The 19,482-nt window shown below is 71.2% G+C and carries 17 protein-coding genes and 1 pseudogene; 10 read left to right on the top strand and 8 right to left on the bottom strand.

Features of this window, described 5'->3' with window-relative positions; translation table 11 throughout:
- Window positions 1-36 precede the first annotated feature (36 nt).
- From ABZT17_RS24505 to ABZT17_RS24495, 3 genes are all read right to left on the bottom strand, one after another.
- On the bottom strand, window positions 37-162 hold the full coding sequence (locus ABZT17_RS24505) for a hypothetical protein (protein ID WP_356351719.1): 126 nt from the start codon (window positions 160-162) through the stop codon (window positions 37-39).
- A 5-nt stretch (window positions 163-167) separates the two neighbouring features.
- Window positions 168-2,498, bottom strand: a complete 2,331-nt coding sequence (locus ABZT17_RS24500; protein WP_356351718.1) for a radical SAM protein — start codon at window positions 2,496-2,498, stop codon at window positions 168-170.
- A gap of 66 nt (window positions 2,499-2,564) precedes the next feature.
- Window positions 2,565-3,551 (bottom strand): phytanoyl-CoA dioxygenase family protein, encoded by a 987-nt coding sequence (locus tag ABZT17_RS24495; RefSeq protein WP_356351717.1) that lies wholly within the window; start codon window positions 3,549-3,551, stop codon window positions 2,565-2,567.
- 190 nt (window positions 3,552-3,741) lie between these two features.
- Here ABZT17_RS24495 and ABZT17_RS24490 point away from each other — a divergent pair.
- From ABZT17_RS24490 to ABZT17_RS24460, 7 genes and pseudogenes are all read left to right on the top strand, one after another.
- Window positions 3,742-4,392 (top strand): annotated as a pseudogene (locus tag ABZT17_RS24490) (tryptophan dimethylallyltransferase family protein); the annotation flags it as partial.
- Window positions 4,393-4,414: 22 nt separating this feature from the next.
- The gene (locus tag ABZT17_RS24485; RefSeq protein WP_356351743.1) at window positions 4,415-4,852 is read left to right on the top strand and encodes a hypothetical protein; all 438 of its coding nucleotides are present in this window, start codon (window positions 4,415-4,417) and stop codon (window positions 4,850-4,852) included.
- Window positions 4,849-5,490: a hypothetical protein gene (locus tag ABZT17_RS24480; RefSeq protein ID WP_356351742.1), complete on the top strand. Its 642-nt coding sequence runs from the start codon at window positions 4,849-4,851 to the stop codon at window positions 5,488-5,490. Before ABZT17_RS24485 ends, ABZT17_RS24480 begins: the two co-directional genes overlap by 4 nt.
- Window positions 5,487-6,338 (top strand): hypothetical protein, encoded by an 852-nt coding sequence (locus ABZT17_RS24475; RefSeq protein WP_356351716.1) that lies wholly within the window; start codon window positions 5,487-5,489, stop codon window positions 6,336-6,338. The genes ABZT17_RS24480 and ABZT17_RS24475 overlap by 4 nt, the downstream gene beginning before the upstream one ends.
- A gap of 343 nt (window positions 6,339-6,681) precedes the next feature.
- Complete coding sequence (locus ABZT17_RS24470; protein ID WP_356351715.1) at window positions 6,682-7,737, top strand: helix-turn-helix domain-containing protein; 1,056 nt, start codon at window positions 6,682-6,684, stop codon at window positions 7,735-7,737.
- A 204-nt stretch (window positions 7,738-7,941) separates the two neighbouring features.
- The gene (locus tag ABZT17_RS24465) at window positions 7,942-11,727 is read left to right on the top strand and encodes a carboxypeptidase regulatory-like domain-containing protein (RefSeq protein ID WP_356351714.1); all 3,786 of its coding nucleotides are present in this window, start codon (window positions 7,942-7,944) and stop codon (window positions 11,725-11,727) included.
- Between the two features lie 245 nt (window positions 11,728-11,972).
- Entirely contained in the window at window positions 11,973-12,536 is a 564-nt protein-coding gene (locus tag ABZT17_RS24460) for a hypothetical protein (protein WP_356351713.1), read from the top strand.
- On the opposite strand, the gene ABZT17_RS24455 is transcribed toward ABZT17_RS24460, so the two are convergent.
- Both ABZT17_RS24455 and ABZT17_RS24450 read right to left on the bottom strand, forming a co-directional pair.
- Entirely contained in the window at window positions 12,511-12,747 is a 237-nt protein-coding gene (locus ABZT17_RS24455; RefSeq protein ID WP_356351712.1) for a hypothetical protein, read from the bottom strand. The two genes, ABZT17_RS24460 and ABZT17_RS24455, sit on opposite strands and share 26 nt — an antisense overlap.
- Window positions 12,748-12,889: 142 nt before the next feature.
- Window positions 12,890-13,120, bottom strand: coding sequence for a 4-oxalocrotonate tautomerase family protein (locus tag ABZT17_RS24450; RefSeq protein ID WP_356351711.1), 231 nt, complete (start codon window positions 13,118-13,120; stop codon window positions 12,890-12,892).
- A gap of 148 nt (window positions 13,121-13,268) precedes the next feature.
- On the opposite strand from ABZT17_RS24450, the gene ABZT17_RS24445 reads away from it, so the two are divergent.
- The 3 genes from ABZT17_RS24445 (at window position 13,269) to ABZT17_RS24435 (ending at window position 16,858) form a co-directional block, all read left to right on the top strand.
- On the top strand, window positions 13,269-14,174 hold the full coding sequence (locus tag ABZT17_RS24445) for a helix-turn-helix transcriptional regulator (RefSeq protein WP_356351710.1): 906 nt from the start codon (window positions 13,269-13,271) through the stop codon (window positions 14,172-14,174).
- A gap of 67 nt (window positions 14,175-14,241) precedes the next feature.
- Window positions 14,242-15,069 carry an SAM-dependent methyltransferase gene (locus tag ABZT17_RS24440; RefSeq protein WP_356351709.1) on the top strand — a complete coding sequence of 276 codons (828 nt, stop codon included), beginning with the start codon at window positions 14,242-14,244 and terminating at the stop codon, window positions 15,067-15,069.
- A gap of 139 nt (window positions 15,070-15,208) precedes the next feature.
- Window positions 15,209-16,858, top strand: coding sequence for an alkaline phosphatase family protein (locus ABZT17_RS24435; protein WP_356351708.1), 1,650 nt, complete (start codon window positions 15,209-15,211; stop codon window positions 16,856-16,858).
- 70 nt (window positions 16,859-16,928) lie between these two features.
- On the opposite strand, the gene ABZT17_RS24430 is transcribed toward ABZT17_RS24435, so the two are convergent.
- From ABZT17_RS24430 to ABZT17_RS24420, 3 genes are read right to left on the bottom strand one after another with little or no spacing between them, the layout of a single operon-like run.
- Window positions 16,929-17,504, bottom strand: coding sequence for a helix-turn-helix transcriptional regulator (locus tag ABZT17_RS24430; RefSeq protein ID WP_356351707.1), 576 nt, complete (start codon window positions 17,502-17,504; stop codon window positions 16,929-16,931).
- 28 nt (window positions 17,505-17,532) lie between these two features.
- A complete protein-coding gene (locus ABZT17_RS24425) occupies window positions 17,533-19,110 on the bottom strand; it encodes a helix-turn-helix transcriptional regulator (protein ID WP_356351706.1) in 1,578 nt (525 codons plus the stop codon).
- On the bottom strand, window positions 19,110-19,418 hold the full coding sequence (locus ABZT17_RS24420; protein WP_356351705.1) for a helix-turn-helix transcriptional regulator: 309 nt from the start codon (window positions 19,416-19,418) through the stop codon (window positions 19,110-19,112). Before ABZT17_RS24420 ends, ABZT17_RS24425 begins: the two co-directional genes overlap by 1 nt.
- Between the last annotated feature and the right edge of the window lie 64 nt (window positions 19,419-19,482).

Genomic DNA, 19,482 nt, shown 5'->3' with positions numbered 1-19,482 from the left:
CCGGTGCACCGGACCCGGCCCGTGCGGGCGGGCGGGTCAGTCCACGACGAACTGCTTGTGCAGGCCGGAGGCCATGATGGCCTCCTCGATGGTGGGCTCGAAGAATCCGTCGTCCTCGAACTCCACCTCCGTCTCCTCGGTGGTGAGCTTCTCCTCTGCCATGTGGTTCACCTCCTCTCGGCCAGTGGGTGCGGTGACCTGTCCGGCGTCTCGACGGACAGGAGCCGGTTGACCAGCAGCCGCCACACGAAGGTGCGCAGCCGGGGCAGGGAGCCGGGGGCGCAGCGCGCGACCAGATCGGCCCACGGGCTGCCCTCGTCGGCGGCGACGAGGCGTGCCACGGCGCCGCCGCAGTCGGACAGCCGCAGCCGTTGCCCGGTGATCCGCGAGGTCAGGAACACGTCGGCCGCCTCGGTGACGAGCTGGGTGCCGGGACCCAGGCGCAGCAACAGATCGCCGGTCAGCTGGGCGGCGGACGTCAGCAGCCCCGCGTCAGGTTGGTCGGGTTCCAGACACCCGTGGTGCAGCGCGGCTCGCACGAGAGCGCGCTCGGCAGAGTCGCGGCACACCGCGTCGGCGGTCGCGGGCAGGCCGTCGAGCAGTCTGCTGGGCAGAGTGAACAGGGCGCCCTCCCGGGGCTCGTACAACACGGTCCGCTCCCCCTCGCGGAGCCTCACCACCCAGCCCCCCGCCGGGCGCAGCGGCGTGCGCTCCCAGTGCGGCCCCGGGCAGGGCACTCCCGGCGGCCTGCCGTCCTGGTCTCCGCGCTCGCCCCGGCGGCGGGCGGCCGCCCGCAGGAAGACGACCTCCTCGGCGGGCCGTTCCCCCTCGCCGAAGGCGCTGCCGAGGATGCGATCGGCCCGGGCGGCGATGTCGCGGTCCTCGGCGCTCAGCGGCTGGGGCAGCGAGCCGGTGTAGTCGTAGCGCAGTGCCATCTGCAGGTCCTCCCCGGGGTCCTGGTGGAGCACCCGTACCTGGAACTGTTCGGGCGCGGCGGCGACCGGGGACAGGGCGTCCAGGACGAAGGGGCCGATCCCGAACGTGCTGTCCGGCACCGCGTACCGTTCGCGCGAGCGGGCCAGGGTCGCTGTCGCGAACTCCACCGTGCGTGCGGTCTGCCAGCGCGCCTCCCCCGGGAACCCGGCGATCCCGAACAGGTGCACGCTGATGCCGGAGGCCAGCAGGGCGTCCAGGTTGGGGGCGATCCAGGACGCCTTGATGTCCTTGCGCATCCGGTCGAGGACGTCCTGGTTGTACGACTCCAGGCCCAGGTCGAGCCGGCGGCAGCCGGCCTTGTGGAGCGCGTCCGTCAGCCGGCGGTCGATGGTCGGGGAGAACCGTGTCTCCCCGTACCAGCGGTAGTCGCGGTCGGCGAGCCCGCGGGCCAGCGCCCGCATGCTGCGGACGGTCAGGATCTCGTCCACGAACTGGAAGTCCCTGGTGCCGTGGCGCCGGTGCAGCTCGTCCAGCTCGGCGACGACGGCCTCCGGTGCGCGGATGCGGAACTTGTCGGAGGCGAACGGGATGGCGCAGAAGGCGCACTTCCAGGCGCAGCTGCGGGAGGCGATCACCGGGAGCACCGGGCCCGGGGCCAGATAGCCGTCGGCCAGCGGGTGGTCGGTGAAGTCGGGCACGGGCAGCTCGTCCAGCGAGGCGGTCGCGGACGGGCACCGGTGCAGCTCGTCGCCGTCCGGTACGACGATGCCGGGGACGCCGTGCGGAGGGCGGCCGGACAGCAGCCGGTCCACCAGATCGACGAGCGACTCCTCGCCCTCGTAGCAGACCAGGGAGTCGATCAGTGTGAAGAACGGGTGGCCGGGCCACAGCCGGTCGGCGATGCGCGTGACGAAGTTCCCGCCGACGGTGATGTGCACGTCGGGCCGCTCGCGCCGGATGAGGCGCGCGGCGGTCAGCGCCGCGATCAGCTGGGAATCGGCGGACACGGACAGCCCGACGACCTCCAGGTGCGGCAGGGCGCGCAGCCGCGGCACCAGGACCTGCTCGAAGATCTGTACGTACGGGTTGTGTACGGCGTCGGTCACGGCGCGCATGACCTGGCGGCTGGAGACCGGCCGATGCCGCAGGTCGAACCGGTCGAAGCTCAGGTCCGCGCCCGGGGTCAGGACGGCGACGCCGTCGAGGACGGCCTGGCAGACGGCCGTCGCGGCACGGTGGCCGTCCGGGTCGGTGATGCTCTCCCGCGAGCGCAGGAAGGCCGCGGCGCGGTCCACCGACGAGCGGGCCGCCTCGAACTGGTCGCGGGCCCGGGCGCCGAGCACCTCCTCGCGCTCGGCGGCGTAGGCGCCGGCCCCGTCCCGGCTGAGCAGATGGCGCATCGTCTCGGCCGACAGGTCCAGCGCGGACGCCGCGACGCCGTGCCGACGCAGCACGGCCAGGAGCAGGGGCACGGCGAGGTGTGGGGCGTACGGGTTCCACAGCGGTGGGTTGATCAAGAGCACCCGGGACGGGCCGGGCTGGTGGCGCGGGGCAGTGGGCATGTGCGCGTGCATGAGCTCACCTCGCCCCCTTGCGGGGGAATCGGCCGGCGCGGGTGTGACACGGACTCAGGAGCGGTCGGTGTAGGTTCCTTCGCCGTTCCAACGGCCGATACGGCCGGGAAGGAAGGTTTCCCGCACCGCGTTCTCGTCAGGTCTCCAGGGACGGTCCAGAAGCCGGCGGGTCAGTGCTTCGAGAGGCGACTTCTCCACCGGGTCGTCCGTGAGGTTCATCGGCTCGGTCAGGGCGACGACCGGATTCGAGATGAATCGCGGTCGGCCTTGCGGATTGGGTGCCGACTGGTGCGCCGTCAACGGATGCAGGATCCAGGCGTCGCCCGCTTTCCCGGTGAGGGAAAGGTACTTGTCGGATCCGCGGGCACAGTCCCGGGCGGGAATGCGCGCGCTGGTCAGTCCGGCCGGATGGCGGGCCAGGCGGCGGAGGATGTCCGCCGTGGCCGAAGGTGCCGTCAGGGTGGCCCCCTCGCCCTCGCCGACGTCGGTCCAGAGGATGAACAGCAGCAGCGCCTGTTCGGGGCTGTCGGGATGGTGCACGAAGAAGTCACCGTCGACGTGCCAGCTCTCGGAGAGCCGCGTGGTCCGGTAATTGCATATCAGCGCGTTGCTGAGCCGGACGGGCCGCCTGATCCGGTCGGCGCCGCCGAGCAGCGCGCACACGGCGGACCAGAGCACGGGGGCCATCTCCGCGAGGTCCCCGACGCGGCTCGGCGGCAACGATGTGAGGCCCGCCGGCACCGGACCGTCCACGGACAGCCCTTCGCGCCGAAGCGTGGTCTCGAAGAACGTCCGGAGGCGGGAACCCGGCGTCAGGTCCACCGCATTTCTCGCGCGGACATGTCCGTCCCGGAGAAAGGATGAGGCGATTTCCTCGGATGCAATCGAGGACGCGTGAATTCCATGGGGAGATGCGGAAACTCTCGTCAAGTCAGCCCCCGTTGCTCGTCGCCCTCCCCGAAGCGCGGAAATACAGACGGGATGGGCCCTGCGGCCGTGGCTTGCGAAGCCATCGTGGCCGCGACGGAGGGAGGCGTCCATCGTTTCGATCCTCTTCGAAACGTTGGACCGTGCGCTTGCCCGCTTGGAGAGTGGTGCTCGCCTCAGACGCGGCGCGACATCAGCGCATACGCCCCTCCGGGCCGACGGTAGAACGGACAGGTGAGTGGAGAGCATCTTCTCGGGTGAAGGGCGTTCCATCGGCGGGTTCCTTCACGAACGCTGGAGCGACATGTGCGCCGGGCTCGGTCTGTCCCGGTCCATGAGCGGGCCTGTGACCCTCCAGGTCCGGGATCTTCTGCGGCCCTGGGCCGATCTGCCCGTCGGCGAGGTGCCGCCGTTCCCCTCATACGTGGCCGGCGACGGCTTTCCCGCCGAGATGTCGGTGAAGTGGTCCCGGCGCAGACCCGAACTCCGCGTCCTGTTCGAGACGCTGGGCGCCGCCAGGCCCATCACCGCGGCGTCCAACCGGATCGCCGCGGCGGCGCTCACGGACCGGCTGGCCGGGGAGCCGCTGGTCAGTCTGGACCGGTACGGGAAGATCGCCGATGTGTTCGCGCCGGGCACCGGCCAGGACACGGTGCCCGTGCCCCTGTGGCACGCCCTGGCCTGGCGGCCGGGACACCCTCCCGCCTTCAAGATCCACTTCGGGCTGTACACCGTGGCCCCGCAGGAACGTTACGCCCTGGTGAGCGAGGCGATGGAACGCCTCGCGATGGGCGCCGCGTGGGCCGACACCTCCGCACGAGTGGCCCGGGCGGCTCAGGAAGACGGAGCCGAGCGCGAGCTGGAGTTCTTCGCGCTCGACCTCGACAGCGGCGCGCGGGCCCGTGCCAAGGTCTACTACCGCAACCACACCAGCAGCGTCGCGGTCCTGGAACAGATGGCCTCGCTCGCCAGGGCCCATGAGCCCGGCAGGACCCCGCTCGGCGTTCCGGACCCTGCTGGGCCCGGCCCCGGAAGGCGCCGGACACGCACCGCTGACCTGCTTGGCCTTCCGGCCCGACGCCCCCCGCGCCGACGAGTCGACCACCTATTTCCGGGTGTCCAGTCTCACCGCGTCCGACGAGGAAGCCGCGGCCAGGATCGGCGCCCTGATGGCGCACGAGGGCTTCGACCCACGACGTCATCACGCCCTCCTGCGCGCCGTGGCGCCACGGCCCCTGGACCGGAGCCGGGGCCTCCAGGAGCTGGTCAGCTACCGCTCGCTGGGCCAGGTCGCGGATGTCTCCGTCTACTTCAGGTTTCCGCTGTACTCCCCACCGCGCTCCCCTCGTTCCGCCCAGGCCGGCCGGTCTCCGCAGCCATTGCCAAGCGCCCCGCAGAAGGACGAATCCCCATGACCACCATGCCCGCCGCACCCCTCCGGGAAGTCGCGGACAGGAACGACCAGCACGTCCGCGCATACCGGGCCAGCAGCCTCATCGTCCTGCTGGAGGACCCCACGACACCGGCAGCCACCAAGGACGCCGTCATGGCTCAATTGGCGCCGTGGTCGAACGCGTTCCAGCGGATGATCAGCGTCCGGACCATGTTCGAGACCGACCCCCAGCTCAGGGAACTCGCTCTCCGGCACCAGCAGGAGGAGACCGGTCACCACGAGATCCTGGCCGACAGCCACGAGGCCGCCCGGACCCCGCGCTGGGACCCCGTCGTCGAAGCCGGAGCGGCCTGGTTCGTCGACCAGTTCCGTGTCCTTCCCGGACTGCACCGTGTCGTCCTGGCCCACCTGGTGCTGGAGGCCGGCAGCCTCGCCTTCAGCAACGCAGGCGCACTGGCGTTCCCCGGCAACGCCTACTTCGCGCTGCACGACGAAGAGGACGAGGAGCACATCGCGATGGGCTACCGTCTGCTCGCCGAACGCCAGGAGTGGCGGCTCGGCGATGTCACCGAACTCCTCGACCGCGCCTGGCAGATCATCACCATGGTCTCCGACCGGATCGCCGAACTGGCACTCCGCGACACCGCCGCCCCGGCATGAGCACGACCCCCCAGGAGACCCTCGACCCGGGCTCCGCCACAAGGGTCGCCGAGCACTGCGCGAGGCTGTTCCAGGAGACCCTCGCCGACCGCCTCATCGCGGCCTACCTCCTCGGAAGCCTCGCGCACGGAGGATTCGCCCCCGCTGTCAGCGACATCGACCTCGCACTGGTCCTGGCGGACCGCCGTGACGACGACGACCGGATCATCCACCGCGTCACCCGCGAACTCCATGGGACGGACCCCTCCCACCGACGCCTGTCGGCGTTCTGGAGCTCCCTGCCGGCGCTGCGCGCGAACCGGGAGGACGGCAGGTTCCCCGCCGTCGACCGGCTGGACCTCAAGAGGAGCGGCGTGCTGCTCCTCGGTGAGGACGTACGCCAGGACGTGGCGGCGCCGGACGCCGGCGCGCTGTTCGACGACAGTGTCCGCTTCGCGCTGGAGGTACTCGCGACGGACTCCGTCCAGGACGAGTTCCACAACCCGGTCCGGCTGGCCGGTGACATCAGACGGTGCACCAAGGCCGTTCTGCTCCCCCTCAGATTCCTCTACACCGCCGCCACCGGGGATCCCGGATCCACGGACGACGCCATCCGCCACCACCTCGCACACCCCGCACCGGTGGCCGCGGAACTCGTCCGGGCCGCGACGCGCGCACGTCATCGGGATCCGGTCCCGGCAGAGCACCTCACCACGCTCCTTGACACCGACCTCGTTCCGCTCTACCTCCACTACATCGACAGCTGCCTGGTCGGACTGACTCCCTCGGACGGCGACCTGGCGCAGGGCCTCAGCCGCTGGCGGGCGCAACTCGTGGACCGGCACCACGGACGAACGACCGGAAGCTAGGTTCAGCGTGCCGTACAGCACGGGCCGCGCGGTGTCGGCCGAGCACATTGAGCCAATCCTTCGCCGCCCGGGCGCCGGACGGCGCTGAGGGCGCCCGTGGCGGACCAAAAGCTTCGTCCCCCCTACCAGGCCCGTGTCCCCATGCGAAGCGTGCGGCAGCTCCCCGTGCCCGGCGTCCCGCGACCGCCGACCGCGATGTGCACACGACCACGGCGATATTCAGCCGCCTCCTCCGGCATCAGGGCCGACACGACCGAACCGGCTGCGCTTGCCGCTCGTCACCACTGATGACGTCACCGCCCCTCACACCGGCCAACCCCCCACCGTCCGCGAATGAGGCCGCATGCTCCGTATCCACTTCACCGATCACGATTTACAGAACATCCGCATCTCACGTCGGCCCGATCCGCTCTGGGAACTCATCTGTGCCGCTTGCCGGCTGGTCACGCATCAGGGACCACTCGAGTTCGGTGCGTGGCGTCGCTCCGTCCGTGACCGGCTCGCGACGGACCCGGCGGCCAACCGCGCCCTGCACACACTGCGGACGCTCGTCCCGCCCGTCGGCTACATCCCCGACTTCCTCACCCCGTCCGTGGTGGAAGGAGGTCTGCCCGCAGCCCTGGAACAGATTGCGGCCACTCCTCACAGCCGACTGCGCAACGAGTTGGGCAGGCTTGCGGCGGCGCGTCCCCTCCCGGGATGGACCACGGCACTCGGCCGGCCGGGGGACCGGGGCATGCGCTCTCTCGTGACAGACCTGGAAGTCTCCACCAGGACCTTGCTCGAACCGCGCTGGGCCCACATCCGCCGGGCGATCCGTGACGAGGTCGACGTTCGTTCCCGCGTCCTCCTCGACGGCGGCGTCCTGGCCCTGTTCGACAGTCTGCGTCCGCTCGCCCGGTGGCGGGCGCCCGTCCTGGAAGTGGAGTACCCCACCCACCGCGACCTCCATCTGGAGGGGCGCGGGCTCCTTCTCGTCCCGTCCTACTTCTGCTGGCGCAGGCCCACCGCCCTCGCCGATCCCGCCCTCGGCCCGGTCCTCACCTACCCGGTCACGGCACGGCCGCTCGACTCGCTCCCCCTCAACGGCGACGGGATCCAACGCCTGCTGGGCCGCACCAGGGCCGCGGTCCTCGCCGAGGTGGCCCGCAGCGGCCCCCGGACCACCTCCGAAGTGGCGACGGCTGTCGGCATCGCCCTGCCCAGCGCCAGTTACCAGCTCTCCGTCCTCCGGGACGGGGGGCTGATGGCAAGTCATCGCGACGGGCAGTGCGTACGGCACTCGGTGACGCTCATGGGCTACCGGCTCCTGGACGGAGACGCGGGGGAATTACAGCCGCGGAGACGTACCGGTGGGGGTCACGTCCGCGGGAGTGGTGTGTCGACCGCCACTCGGTGATCTCGTTTCGGGGCCATACCGGGATGAGAGAACGACGTTCGATCAAACAAGAACGCACGACTTCACACATATGACATGTCCATGAACTACGCTCCGGCCTGATCGTTTCCCTTGTGCCCGCGAAGGTCTGGGAGGACCTGGATGATCAAGGCTGGGCTGTTCCGTATCCGACTGACAACGTTATCCGCCCTGTTGAGCCTGCTGATGACACTGGTCTGGGCACTCCCCCAGACCGCCACCGCCGACACGGCCGCCACCAAGGCCACCGCCGGCGTCCCGACAACGACCCCGACCGTGCCGACACACCCCCTCTGCGCGAAACCCGACAAGCCCGGCGAGATGGCCTGCTTCGCGGTCGCCCGCGACGATGTCCGGCAGACCGGCAAGGGCCTCCAACCCCTGCTGGCCCCCGCCGGGTTGAGCCCCGCCGACCTCCAGAGCGCCTACGACCTGCCGTCCGACGCGGCCGGGGCCGGGGCCACGGTCGCCATCGTCGACGCCTTCGACAACCCGAACGCCGAGGCCGACCTGGCCGTCTACCGCTCCCAGTTCGGCCTGCCCCCCTGCACCACCGAGAACGGCTGCTTCCGCAAGACCGACCAGCGCGGCGGCACCGACTACCCCCAGCCCGACGCGGGCTGGGCCGGCGAGATAGCCCTCGACCTCGACATGGTCAGCGCCGCCTGCCCGCTCTGCCACATCCTGCTGGTCGAGGCCGACGACCCGACCATCGACGGTCTCGGCGAGGCGGAGAACACCGCGGTCGCGCTCGGCGCCGTCTACATCTCCAACAGCTACGGCGCGAGCGAGAGCGCGATCGGCGACCTGCCCGACGCCTACTACAAGCACCCGGGCGTGGCGATCACCGTCAGCACCGGCGACAACGGCTACGGCACCAACTACCCGGCCACGCTGCCGTACGTCACGGCGGTCGGCGGGACCTCGCTCAGCCGGGACAGCGGGACGACCCGGGGCTGGAGCGAGTCCGCGTGGACCGGCGCGGGCAGCGGCTGCTCGGCCTACTCGCCCAAACCGCCCTTCCAGACCGGCCCGGACTGCGCCAACCGCGCCGTCGCGGACGTGTCGGCCGTCGCCGACCCGGCGACCGGGGTCAGCGTCTACAACACGTACGAGGACCGCGGCTGGGGCGTCTACGGCGGCACCAGCGCGTCCGCCCCGATCATCGCCGCCACCTACGCGCTCGCCGGAAGACCGGGCCCGAAGACCTACCCCAACGCCTACCCGTACGCTCACACCGGCGCCCGCGACGCGGCGCTGAACGGCGCTCTGAACGACGTGACCTCCGGCACCAACGGCACCTGTGCCGCTGCCTCCCTCTGCACGTCCGGCCCCGGCTGGGACGGCCCCACGGGCCTCGGCACCCCGAACGGCACCGCCGCCTTCACCACCGGCCCGTACGGCACGCTGACCGGCGAGGTCACCGATCCCGGCACCGGCGACCCGGTCGCGGGTGTGCGGATCACGGCCGGCGCGAACGCCACGACGACCGGCACCGACGGCACGTACGCGATGACGCTCCCGGCAGGCACGTACGACGTGACGGCCGCGAAGTTCGGCTACGGCAGCGCCGACTCGGGCGGCGTCGAGATCGGCGACGGCGCCACCGCGACCCGGGACTTCACCCTCACCGCCCAGCCCCTCGTCACCGTCAGCGGGCGGATCCGGGACGGCTCCGGGCACGGCTGGCCGCTCTCCGCGGGCCTCCAGGTCACCGGGGAGCCGTCCACCCGGACGTACACCGACCCGGCGACCGGCCGGTACACCCTCAAGCTGCCCGCCAACAGCACCTACACGCTCCAGGTCGACCCGGTGTACCCGGGCTACCAGGTCACGACGTCCGACCTGACGGTGGGGGCCAAGGCCGGCCGCAAGGACTTCGACGTCCCGGTCGACACCGCCGCCTGCGTGGCGCCCGGCTACCGGCAGACGTTCAGCGACGGCACCCAGACCTTCGACGGCACCGGGGCGCCCGACGGATGGAGCGTCACCGGCAGCGGCCACACCTGGCGCTTCGACGACCCGGCCGGGCGCGGCAACCTCACCGGCGGTTCGGGCGGATTCGCCATCGCCGACAGCGGCTACTTCGCCGACGGGCAGCGCACCTCCCTCGTCTCCCCCGTCCTCGACCTGACCGCCTACGACACGCCCGCGGTCCGGTTCGACACCTTCTACAGAAAGTTCTCCGACGCCTCCAAGGCCGACGTCGACCTCAGCGTCGACGGCGGCACGACCTGGTCCACGGTCTGGCACCGCGACACGGTCTCGGCCGGCCCGGGGACACAGAGCGTCGCCCTCCCGGCCGCGGCCGGGAAGTCCGCTGTCCGGGTGCGATTCCGCTACACCGGCGACGACGCCTACTACTGGCAGGTCGACGACGTCGCCTTCGGCGGCATGACATGCGCGCCGGTGCCCGGTGGGCTGCTGTACGGGACGGTGAAGGACCGCAACAACGGCCGCCCGGTGAGCGGTGCGACGGTGAGCGGCGGAGGCGGCGCCACGGCGACCACGGCTGCCGACGGTACGTACGTCAGCTTCGTCCCGAAGCCGGGCCGCCGGCCGGTCAAGGTGAGTGCCGAGCGCTACACCACCACCACGAAGAAAGCGGCGTTGAAGGCCGACCACGCCACCCGTCTCGACGCGGTGCTGCGCGCCGGACAGCTGTCGATCAGCCCGGCCGCGGTCGACAGGACCGTACACAGGGGGAAGGCCACCACCGCCCAGGTCACCCTGCGCAACACCGGCTCCGCCCCGCTCACCGTCAGCCTCACCGAGCGGTCCGGGGACATTCCGACGGCGACGACGGCTGACTCGGCGGCGCCACGCTACGTCCCCGGTGACTTCAGCCCCGACCGGCTGACACGGGCGAAAACCCCGGCCACGGACGTGACGCCCGCGACCTCGGCCTGGACCTCCGTCACCGACTACCCCACCCCCGTCATGGACAACGCCGTCGCGACCGGCCCGGACGGCCGCGTGTACTCGGTCGGTGGCACGGACGGCACCTCCGTCCTGTCCGGCGGCTACGTCTACGATCCCGTCACCGCCGCCTGGACGCCGATCCCCGGCGGTCCCGCCACCCCCCGCGAGGCACCCCAGTCCGCCTTCCTCAACGGCAGGCTGTACCTCACCGGCGGCTGGACGGCGGACGGCGACACCGCGCCCACCACCGAGGTCTACGACCCCCAGCACCACACCTGGTCCACCGCCGCCCCGGCGCCCGCCGGGTACGCGGCGGCGGGCTCCGCCACGCTCGACGGCAAGTGGTACCTGGTCGGCGGCTGCGGATCGGGCTACTGCGCCGGCAGCACCGCGGTGCGGGTCTACGACCCGGCCACCGACACCTGGTCCACCGCCACCCCCTACCCCGAGGCCGTCTCCTGGCTCGGCTGCGGCGCCGTCTCGGGCACGCTGTACTGCGCGGGCGGCACCACCGCGATCGAGGGCACGCGGCACGGCTACGCGTACGACCCGGCCACCGCGACCTGGACACGGATCACCGACCTGCCCACCGACCTGTGGGCCTCCTCGACCACCACAGCCGACGGCCGCTTCCTCCTCTCCGGCGGGGTCAGCGACCTCCTGGGGGCCGTCACCAGCGCCGGGTACGCCTACGACCCGGCCGCCCGCACCTGGACGGCTCTGCCCGCCGCCGCCACGCCCCTCTACCGGGCGGGCGGCGCCTGCGGGTTCTACCGGGTCGGCGGCGCGCCGAGCGTCTGGGACGCCCATGCGAACGTCGAACGGTTGCCGGGCCTCGACTCCTGTGTCCCGGCAGCCGACGTCCGCTGGCTGTCCGCCACACCCTCCACCCGTACGCTCGCTCCGGGCGGGCGCCTGACCGTCACCGTCCGGCTGGACGCGGGCGCGAAGGCGGTGGACGTGGCCGGGACCTACACGGCCGCCCTCGCGGTCGCCACGGACACGCCGTACACCTACCCGGTGGTGCCGGTGCGGATGGCGGTGCGCTGACACCCCACCGCCCCGCGAACGCCCCGGCGTACCCCCGCCCCCGCCCCCGACCGCCAGTCAGGGGGCGGGGGCGTAATGGGGCGTAGCCGACCACCACAGTGAAGGACCTGTGATTCGCCAGGGTCCGCCACCCCTTCCGCCAGGTGGATTTATCTACCAGCATGCATATGCCGGGCCTGGCCGTCCCGGATGTGTGGGAGAAGTTCGCCCGCCCGCGTGGGCGAAGACGACTCGGAGGAGACACCATGCAGACCGCCATGCGGCAGGCCACGGAGTGGCTCGCGGCCGCTGCGACCGACCCCCGGGAGTGCAAGCGGCAGTGGCACGGCGAGTTGGGGATCGCCGTGCTGGCATGCGGACGGTTCTGGGACGTGCTGAGCGTGCCGGAGGACCTGGCGATGCCCGCCCTGGACGCTCTGCTGGGCATCCCGCAGCCACCCGGCCCCGCCCTCGCCGACGTGTGCGCCCGTCGGGTCGCCTTCTTCCTGCCGCCGGATCCCGGAGGCCGCTGGATCGGCTCGGGCATCCGCTATTCGGGCAAGGGCGCGTGGATCGCGGTCCCCGCGCCGGACCGTGCCGTAGGGCGTCTGCGCTGGCTGATCCCGCCCAACGGGAGCGGCGCGTTGTTCGTGCCCGCCGCCGTGGAACTGGCGCTCCAGCTGGCCCTCGGCCGGCTCTCCGCACAGGCCCGGACGAGGCGGAAGTGCCCGACGTGCGGCTCGTCGATCCCCGAGGACCGGTTCGCGGCGGGCGCCGCCCGACCCGCCGCACGCCGGCAGACCATCACCCGGGACCCGGCGGGACCGTGACACGGTGCGCCGTGATCGAGGGGCCGATGGCCGTCAGCAGCACCCACTGGGGATCACGGGTCCCCGGCACGGTGCGTCCGCGGGCCCGCCACTCCCTGATCAAGGCGGCGTAGATGGGGGGATCCTCCTGCGGTGCCGCACGGCCGGTGCCGCACGACTGCTGTTTCTCGTCCTCCGGCAGGAGGGAGCCGGTGGTGGCGGTACGGTCCATGCTGGAGGCAACGCGCCCGCCGGCGAAGCCGGTACGTCCTGGCCGTCGTATGGCCCCATCGAATGAGACTGCGTCCTTCCTTAGGGGCCATGTACTTGTCCGACGAGATGGTTGTCCGGGCTCTTGTGAGCCCCCCGTCCGCTCAGGCCTCGAGGGTGTCGGCCCGTGCCGCCTCACCGAGTTGGGCGAGCGTCAGTACGTCGCCGGCGATGCCCCAGCCACCGTCGGCGACCTCTTCGACCAGAACCATGGTGTTGTTGCGGGCCCGTTCGCCGTAGATCTCGACGTACAGCTCGGTGGTGCGGGTGACGATCTCCTCCTTCTGCTTCGGGGTGAGGGTCTTCTCGGGGACCTTGAAGTTCGCGAAAGGCATGGCTGACCGGTTCCTTCTCTCTGGGATCGGGGGCTGCGTTCCCCCTGGCCTCCACGATCGGCCTCTGCTCCGCCCTCAGCCAGGGCTGCGCCTACCCAGGGGTTGGCACCCCCTGGCTGCCGTGCGGCGCGCGAGCGACCATGAAGGGGTGAATCTTCCAGAGCTCGGTGCCTTCCTCAGGACACGCCGCGACCGCATCCGCCCTGCCGAGGTCGGTCTGCCCCACGGCCCGCGCCGACGCGTCCCGGGGCTGCGCCGCGAGGAAGTCGCCCAGCTGGCAGGGCTGTCGGCCGATTACTACACCGAGTTGGAACGCGGCGGCGCGAAGCACGGTGTACAGCCCTCGGCCCAGACCCTGGCCGCCCTGGCCCGTGCCCTGCGTCTCAACGGCGACGAACGGGACCATCTGTTCCGTCTGGCCGAACGGCCGCTCCCCCCGTCGGCCCACGGCCCGTCGGCACACGTGCAGCCCGCGCTTCTCGGGCTGTTGGACCGGCTGTCCACCACTCCCGCGCGCGTCATCACCGATCTCCACGAGACCCTGGTGGAGAACGACCTGGCCCGGGCCCTGCTCGGCGCGTCCCCGGCAGACCGCGGCCCGGAGGCGAGCTTCGTGTACCGCTGGTTCACCGATCCGCACGCGCGCGCGATGTATCCGCCCGAGGACCACCCGCGCCACTCCCGGGTCTTCGCGGCCGACCTCCGGGCCGCCGCCGCCCGGCGCGGGCGGGACGCGGAGGTCACGAGGATGGTCGCCGTGCTCCGCCGCCGCAGCCAGGAGTTCGCGGCTCTCTGGGACACCCACGACGTCGCGGTGCGTCGTATGGACCACAAGAGCATCGTCCACCCCGCCCTGGGCGTCATCGAACTGGACTGCTACAACCTGTTCAGTGAGGACGGGCGGCAACGTCTGCTGTGGTTCACCGCGCCTCCGGGAACCCGCGGGGCCGAGCAGCTCGAACTGCTGTCGGTCATCGGAACGCAGGACCTGAACCTCACGGAGGGCACCGCCACGGACGTGGTGCCCGCGCCGGACACCACATCGCGACGCTGACCGCGGGGCGGTCGGCCGGCCCGGAGGATCCCGAAACGGCGGTCAGGACACCGGGTCGCGGGGAAGAATGATCGCCATGACGTACGAAGGCTCCTCCATCGATCCGGCCAAGCCCAGCATCGCCCGCGTGTACGACTATCTGCTGGGCGGCAGGGACAACTACGCCGTGGACCGTGAGATCGGGGATGTGTTCAAGCGTGATCTGCCCGGTTCGGTGGCGATCGCCTTCGCCAACCGTGCGGCCCTGACCCGGGCGGTCGCACTGATCGCGAGGACGACGGGCATCCGGCAGTTCATCGACCTGGGCAGCGGCCTTCCCACCGCCGACAACGTCCACCAGGTCGCCGGGCGGCACGCCCCCGGGTCCCGGGTCGTCTACGTCGACATCGATCCGCAGGTGCTGGTCCACGGCCGCGCTCTGCTGGAGAACGACGACAGAACCCGGGTCGTCGCCGTCGATGTGCGTGATCCCGAAGCCATCCGCACCCACCCCGACACCGTCGAGCTGATCGACTTCGACCGTCCCGTCGCCGTCATCTTCAGCGCGATCCTCCATCACGTCAACGACGACGAGGACCCGGCCGGCATCGTCCGCTACTGGCGTGACCAGGTGCCCTCCGGCAGCCACTTCTTCCTCAGCCACTTCCGCTCCGGCAACAACCCGCAGACGGTGGAGGCCGAGAAGGTCCTCCAGCAGACCTTCGGCCGCGGCCGCTGGCGCACCGACGAGGAACTCGCCGCCCTGCTCGACGGCCTGGAGATCCTCGACCCGGGCATCGTCGCCGCGCCTCTGTGGCAGCCCGACGAGACGGACAGTGTGTGGGGCACGGGCCGAGAACACGAACTCACCGTCTGGGAGCACCTCATCGCCGCCGCGCTCGCCCGCAAACCCTAGTCCGCGGGCTTTGCATGCCGACATGACGTTCTTTGGCAGAATCCGGCACGCACGTCCGGTTCCGTACACGTTCTCCCTCTCGAATGTCGGTGCGTGACCCGCGAGGTCACCAGCTCCGCACAGCCCGAGGAGAGTCACCGTGTTGCGACACCCGCTCCGTCCCGTCGCGGCGACCGCCGCCGCGCTCGCCGCCGTCGGCGGTCTTACGGCCATGGCCGCCGACCCCGTACCGGCCTCCCCCGCGCCTCGATCACGGCATGTCCTGCTGCTGTCGGTCGACGGTCTGCACCAGTCCGACCTGGCCTGGTACGTGGCCCGGCACCCGCACTCCGCGCTCGCCCGGCTGGCCGGCGGCGGAGTGGAGTACACCCACGCGAGAACCACCGTCCCCTCCGACTCCTTCCCCGGCATGGTGGGCCAGTTGACCGGCGGGGACCCGGGCGTCACGGGCGTGTACTACGACGACACCTACAGCAACGGCCTTCTCCCTGCCGGCACCACTCACTGTGCCGGGGTCGAGCCGGGCGTCGAGGTCGACCTCACCGAGGACCTCGACCGGGACCAGAACTCCCTCGACGCGGGCCAGGGCCTGTCCGGCCTGCCGGGCAGCATCCTGAACATGACCGGGGACGCCGCCCGTCTCATCAACCCGGCGAAGCTGCCCGTCGACCCGAAGACCTGCAAGCCGGTCTACCCGCACTCCTACCTCAAGGTGAACACGGTCTTCAACGTCGCCCGCAAGGCCGGGCTGCGCACCGCGTGGTCGGACAAGCATGTCGCCTACGAGATCCTCGACGGGCCGTCGGGCGACGGCATCCAGGACCTGTTCGCCCCTGAGATCAACAGCCAGGCCATCGGCTACCCGGCAGGCCAGGACTGGACGAAGGACAACGCGGCGACCGAGCAGTACGACACGTACAAGGTGAAGGCCGTTCTCCACGAGATCGACGGCTACGACCACAGCGGCGCCCACCGCACGGGCGTCCCGGCGGTCTTCGGAATGAACTTCCAGTCCGTGTCCACCGCCCAGAAGCTGCCTGTCTCCGACGGCCTGACGGGCGGTTACACCACGGCCGGAGTACCCGGACCGCTGCTGGTGAAGAACCTCGGCTTCGTCGACCAGGAGGTCGGGGCGTTCCTCTCCGAGATCCACAAGCGGGGCCTCGACGCCGACACGACCGTCATCCTGTCCTCCAAGCACGGCCAGTCCCCCACCGAGCCCAAGGCGCTGACCCGTATCGACGACGGGCCGCTGCTCGACGGCCTCAACGCCGCCTGGAAGGCGGCCCATCCGGGCGCCGCCGACCTGGTCGCCCACGCCGTGGACGACGACGCCATGCTGCTGTGGCTCAACGACCGTTCCCAGGCCGCGGCCGATTTCGCCAGGAGCTACCTGCTCGCCCGGTCCGGCACCGGCACCGGCATCGACGGCGCCGCCAAGCCGTTCACGGCGAGCGGCCTCAAGACCGTGTACGCCGGCGCGGCGGCCGCCCGCTACTTCCACGTCCGGCCCGGCGACTCGCGCGTCCCCGACCTGTTCGGCATCAGCCAGTACGGCGTGGTCTACACCGGCGGCAAGGGCAAGATCGCCGAGCACGGCGGAGCACACGCCGACGACCTCGACGTGCCGCTGGTCGTCTACGGCGCCGCCACCCCGCACGACGTGCGGGTCGACGCCCCGGTGCACACCACCCAGATCGCGCCGACGATCCTGCGGCTGCTGGGCCTCAACCCGCGGCAGCTGGACGCCGTACGCATCGAACACACCCGGTCGCTGCCGACCGGCTGACCTTCGGCGCGGTCCGGTCGCCGTCACACGTGACGTCCATGCCTTGCCGCATGGACGTCACGTACGGTCATCAGGCCGCGAACCCCACATTGGTGACGTATTCGTACTGGCCCCACTCGGAACCGAGGTCCACCGCCACGTCGTTGACCCAGGCGTCGTCCAGGGCGTCGTCGTCGTCACGGGCCCATGCCTCGACGATCCGGTCCCAGTGACGCACGTTGAGCGTGCGGAACGACAGGGCGCGCTGGTGCGGGCGGGGCACCTGGGACTGGTTGAGCGGGTGGAACTCGACGCGTGTACCGCGTCCTTCACGGTTGAGGCGCGCCGTCAGGTACCGGGCCACGTTGTGGCGGCGCACCGCGCGGTACGCGGTCTCGATGGCCCGCAGGTTCTTCTTCGACGGGTTGCGTTCGCCGTTCAGCCAGGCGTTGAGTGTGCGGGCGGTGACGCTGAGGCCCGCCTCGCGGGCCGCTTCGCGGGCGTGTTCGGTACGGGTGAGGTAGTGCAGCCGCGCGAGGAGCCCGCGCCGCTGGGTGACCGGGGTGGAGACGAAGTTGGCGAGCGCGTCGAGCTGGCGGGCGGCGGCCTCATGTCCCTTGAGACCGCGTGCCCCGAATCTGCCGAAATCGATGTTCCTCTCCGGCACCCTCGACCCCTCGCTCTTCGCTCTTCGATCAATGAGAACCGACAGTGTAGACGTCCTTGAGCTTCACTTCCGCGACACCGCGGCCCTCCGGGAAGACCGCGCGCCAGTCGCCGATGACGTGCAGTTCGTCGGTGCCCATCGCGCGCACCACCATCAGGCCCTCGTCGTAGGCACGGTGGGCCTTCCACCACAGGTTCGCGAACGCCTGCGAGCGGATGAGGTGCATCCAGTCGGTGCGGTAGAGCTCCCGGTTGTAGTTCGACTCCCCCAGCGTCGAGACGAACTTCGAGTACATCGCCTTGACGTACTCCAGGGTCACCTCGTCGTCTTCGGCGATCGCCCGGTCCCGGGCGTCCTTCAGGGCGACGCGGAACTTCTCCAGCAGCCCCTCGGTGGCACCTGAGGTCCATGACTCGTGGATCACCGGCGGGTCGCACAACCCGTACTTGGGCCCCGAGATCCTGAGCAGCAGGCGCAGGGTCGGCTCGGTCACCCACAGCGGGCCCGGCTCGTCCCGGGAGCCGATCGGGTTGGGCAGTACGGCGTCGTGGTCCCAGTCGGGCGGGGTGACCAGGTGGACGCCGGCGCGGCGCGGGTTGTGATGGTCGCCGGTGGAGTGCTCCAGCTGGCCCAGCGGTAGATGGGTCTTCAAGGCGCTCAGATAGGCGCCGTTGACATCGAGCGCGGCGATCTCGTGCTCCCCGGACGGCAGTTCGGCGCGCGTCCACTTCGGACGGGCTTCCCAGATCTGGTCCGCGCCGCGTGCGGACTGCTTGCGCAGCACCTCGGGCAGCCACGGGTGGGCGACGATGTCGTAGCGACCGCCCTTGCGGCTGTGGTCCAGCAGCGCCATCGCATCCGGGATCGCCCGCTTCACCAGCGCCTTCGTCGCCGCTTCCAGGTCGCCGGAGTGCTCGTCGAGCGCGGCCGTCACGGCGGAGCCGATCAGGTCCGGGGTGTCGGCGGTCCGCACACGACGGCCTACGGGCACGACACGCACACCCGGTTCCGCCCGCCCAGGCCCAGCGGAGGATCGCGCGCTCCCAGGGCGCGGGCGCGGAGCCGACTTCTCCTGGACCCCGGACTCGCGCGCCGGGGCCACGGGGTGACTCGTCGGGGCCACGGATTCGCTCGGGTGCGCGGACTCGGCGGCCTGGCACTCGGCGGGGTCCAGATGCTGGGGGAACCCCGCGACCTGGTGACCGGCGGGCTGCCCGCACAGGACGCACGGCTCGGGCGTGGCGAGCACATCGACGTCGTCGTCCGGGTCGGCTGCCGCCTCGGCGTCCGCGGCCGCCTCGTCCTGCGGCTCCTCGTCCTGCGGCTCCTCGTGCGGAACGCCCTCGGCCGTCTCCGCTGCTTCGGCGGCCAGTTTCGCCTTCGCCTTGTCGAGGAAATAGGCGTATTTCTCCCGCACTTCCCCACCGGGGTCGCGTCCGGACTCCCAGCCCCCGACGGTGGAGGGGCTCACCCCCAGGGCCCGGGCCAGTTGACCGCGCGAAAGGTTCAGCTCCTCGCGCAGGGTGCGCCGCTCCTCGGTGGGGGGCAGCGGCACCTCCTTCTTGGCGCCGGCCAGCAGGGCGTCGATCGCACCGAAGTCCGTCATCACACGCTTCCCTCGACGACTGCGGGACGTGGGGTACCGGCCTGCCGCCCGGGGACACGACGGCGTGCGGCCGGAAGTGCTTCCGTCGCGCGGGTGGGTCCTGCCAGCAGTTCCAGGACGTCGATGCCATAGTGCGCGGCGACGGCCTCGCAGTCGGCCAGACTCCAGGCCGCGGTACCGGACTGACGACGGCTCACCTGGGCCTGGCTCACCCCGAGCGCGGCGGCGAGGACGGTCTGCGACTCACCCGCCGCATGCAGCAGCGCCGCCACCGCTGACCGCACCCGCTCGTCCAGACCCATACTCATACAGCTAACTGTATCACTTGAAACGCATGGAATATGCGTCTTACGCACTATTCATTCTGATTGT

The sequence above is a fragment of the Streptomyces sp. NPDC005648 genome (assembly GCF_040605395.1).
Taxonomy (GTDB): Bacteria; Actinomycetota; Actinomycetes; order Streptomycetales; family Streptomycetaceae; genus Streptomyces.
The sequence above is the reverse complement of the archived record's forward strand: the minus strand, read 5'-3'. Positions and strand labels throughout refer to the sequence as shown.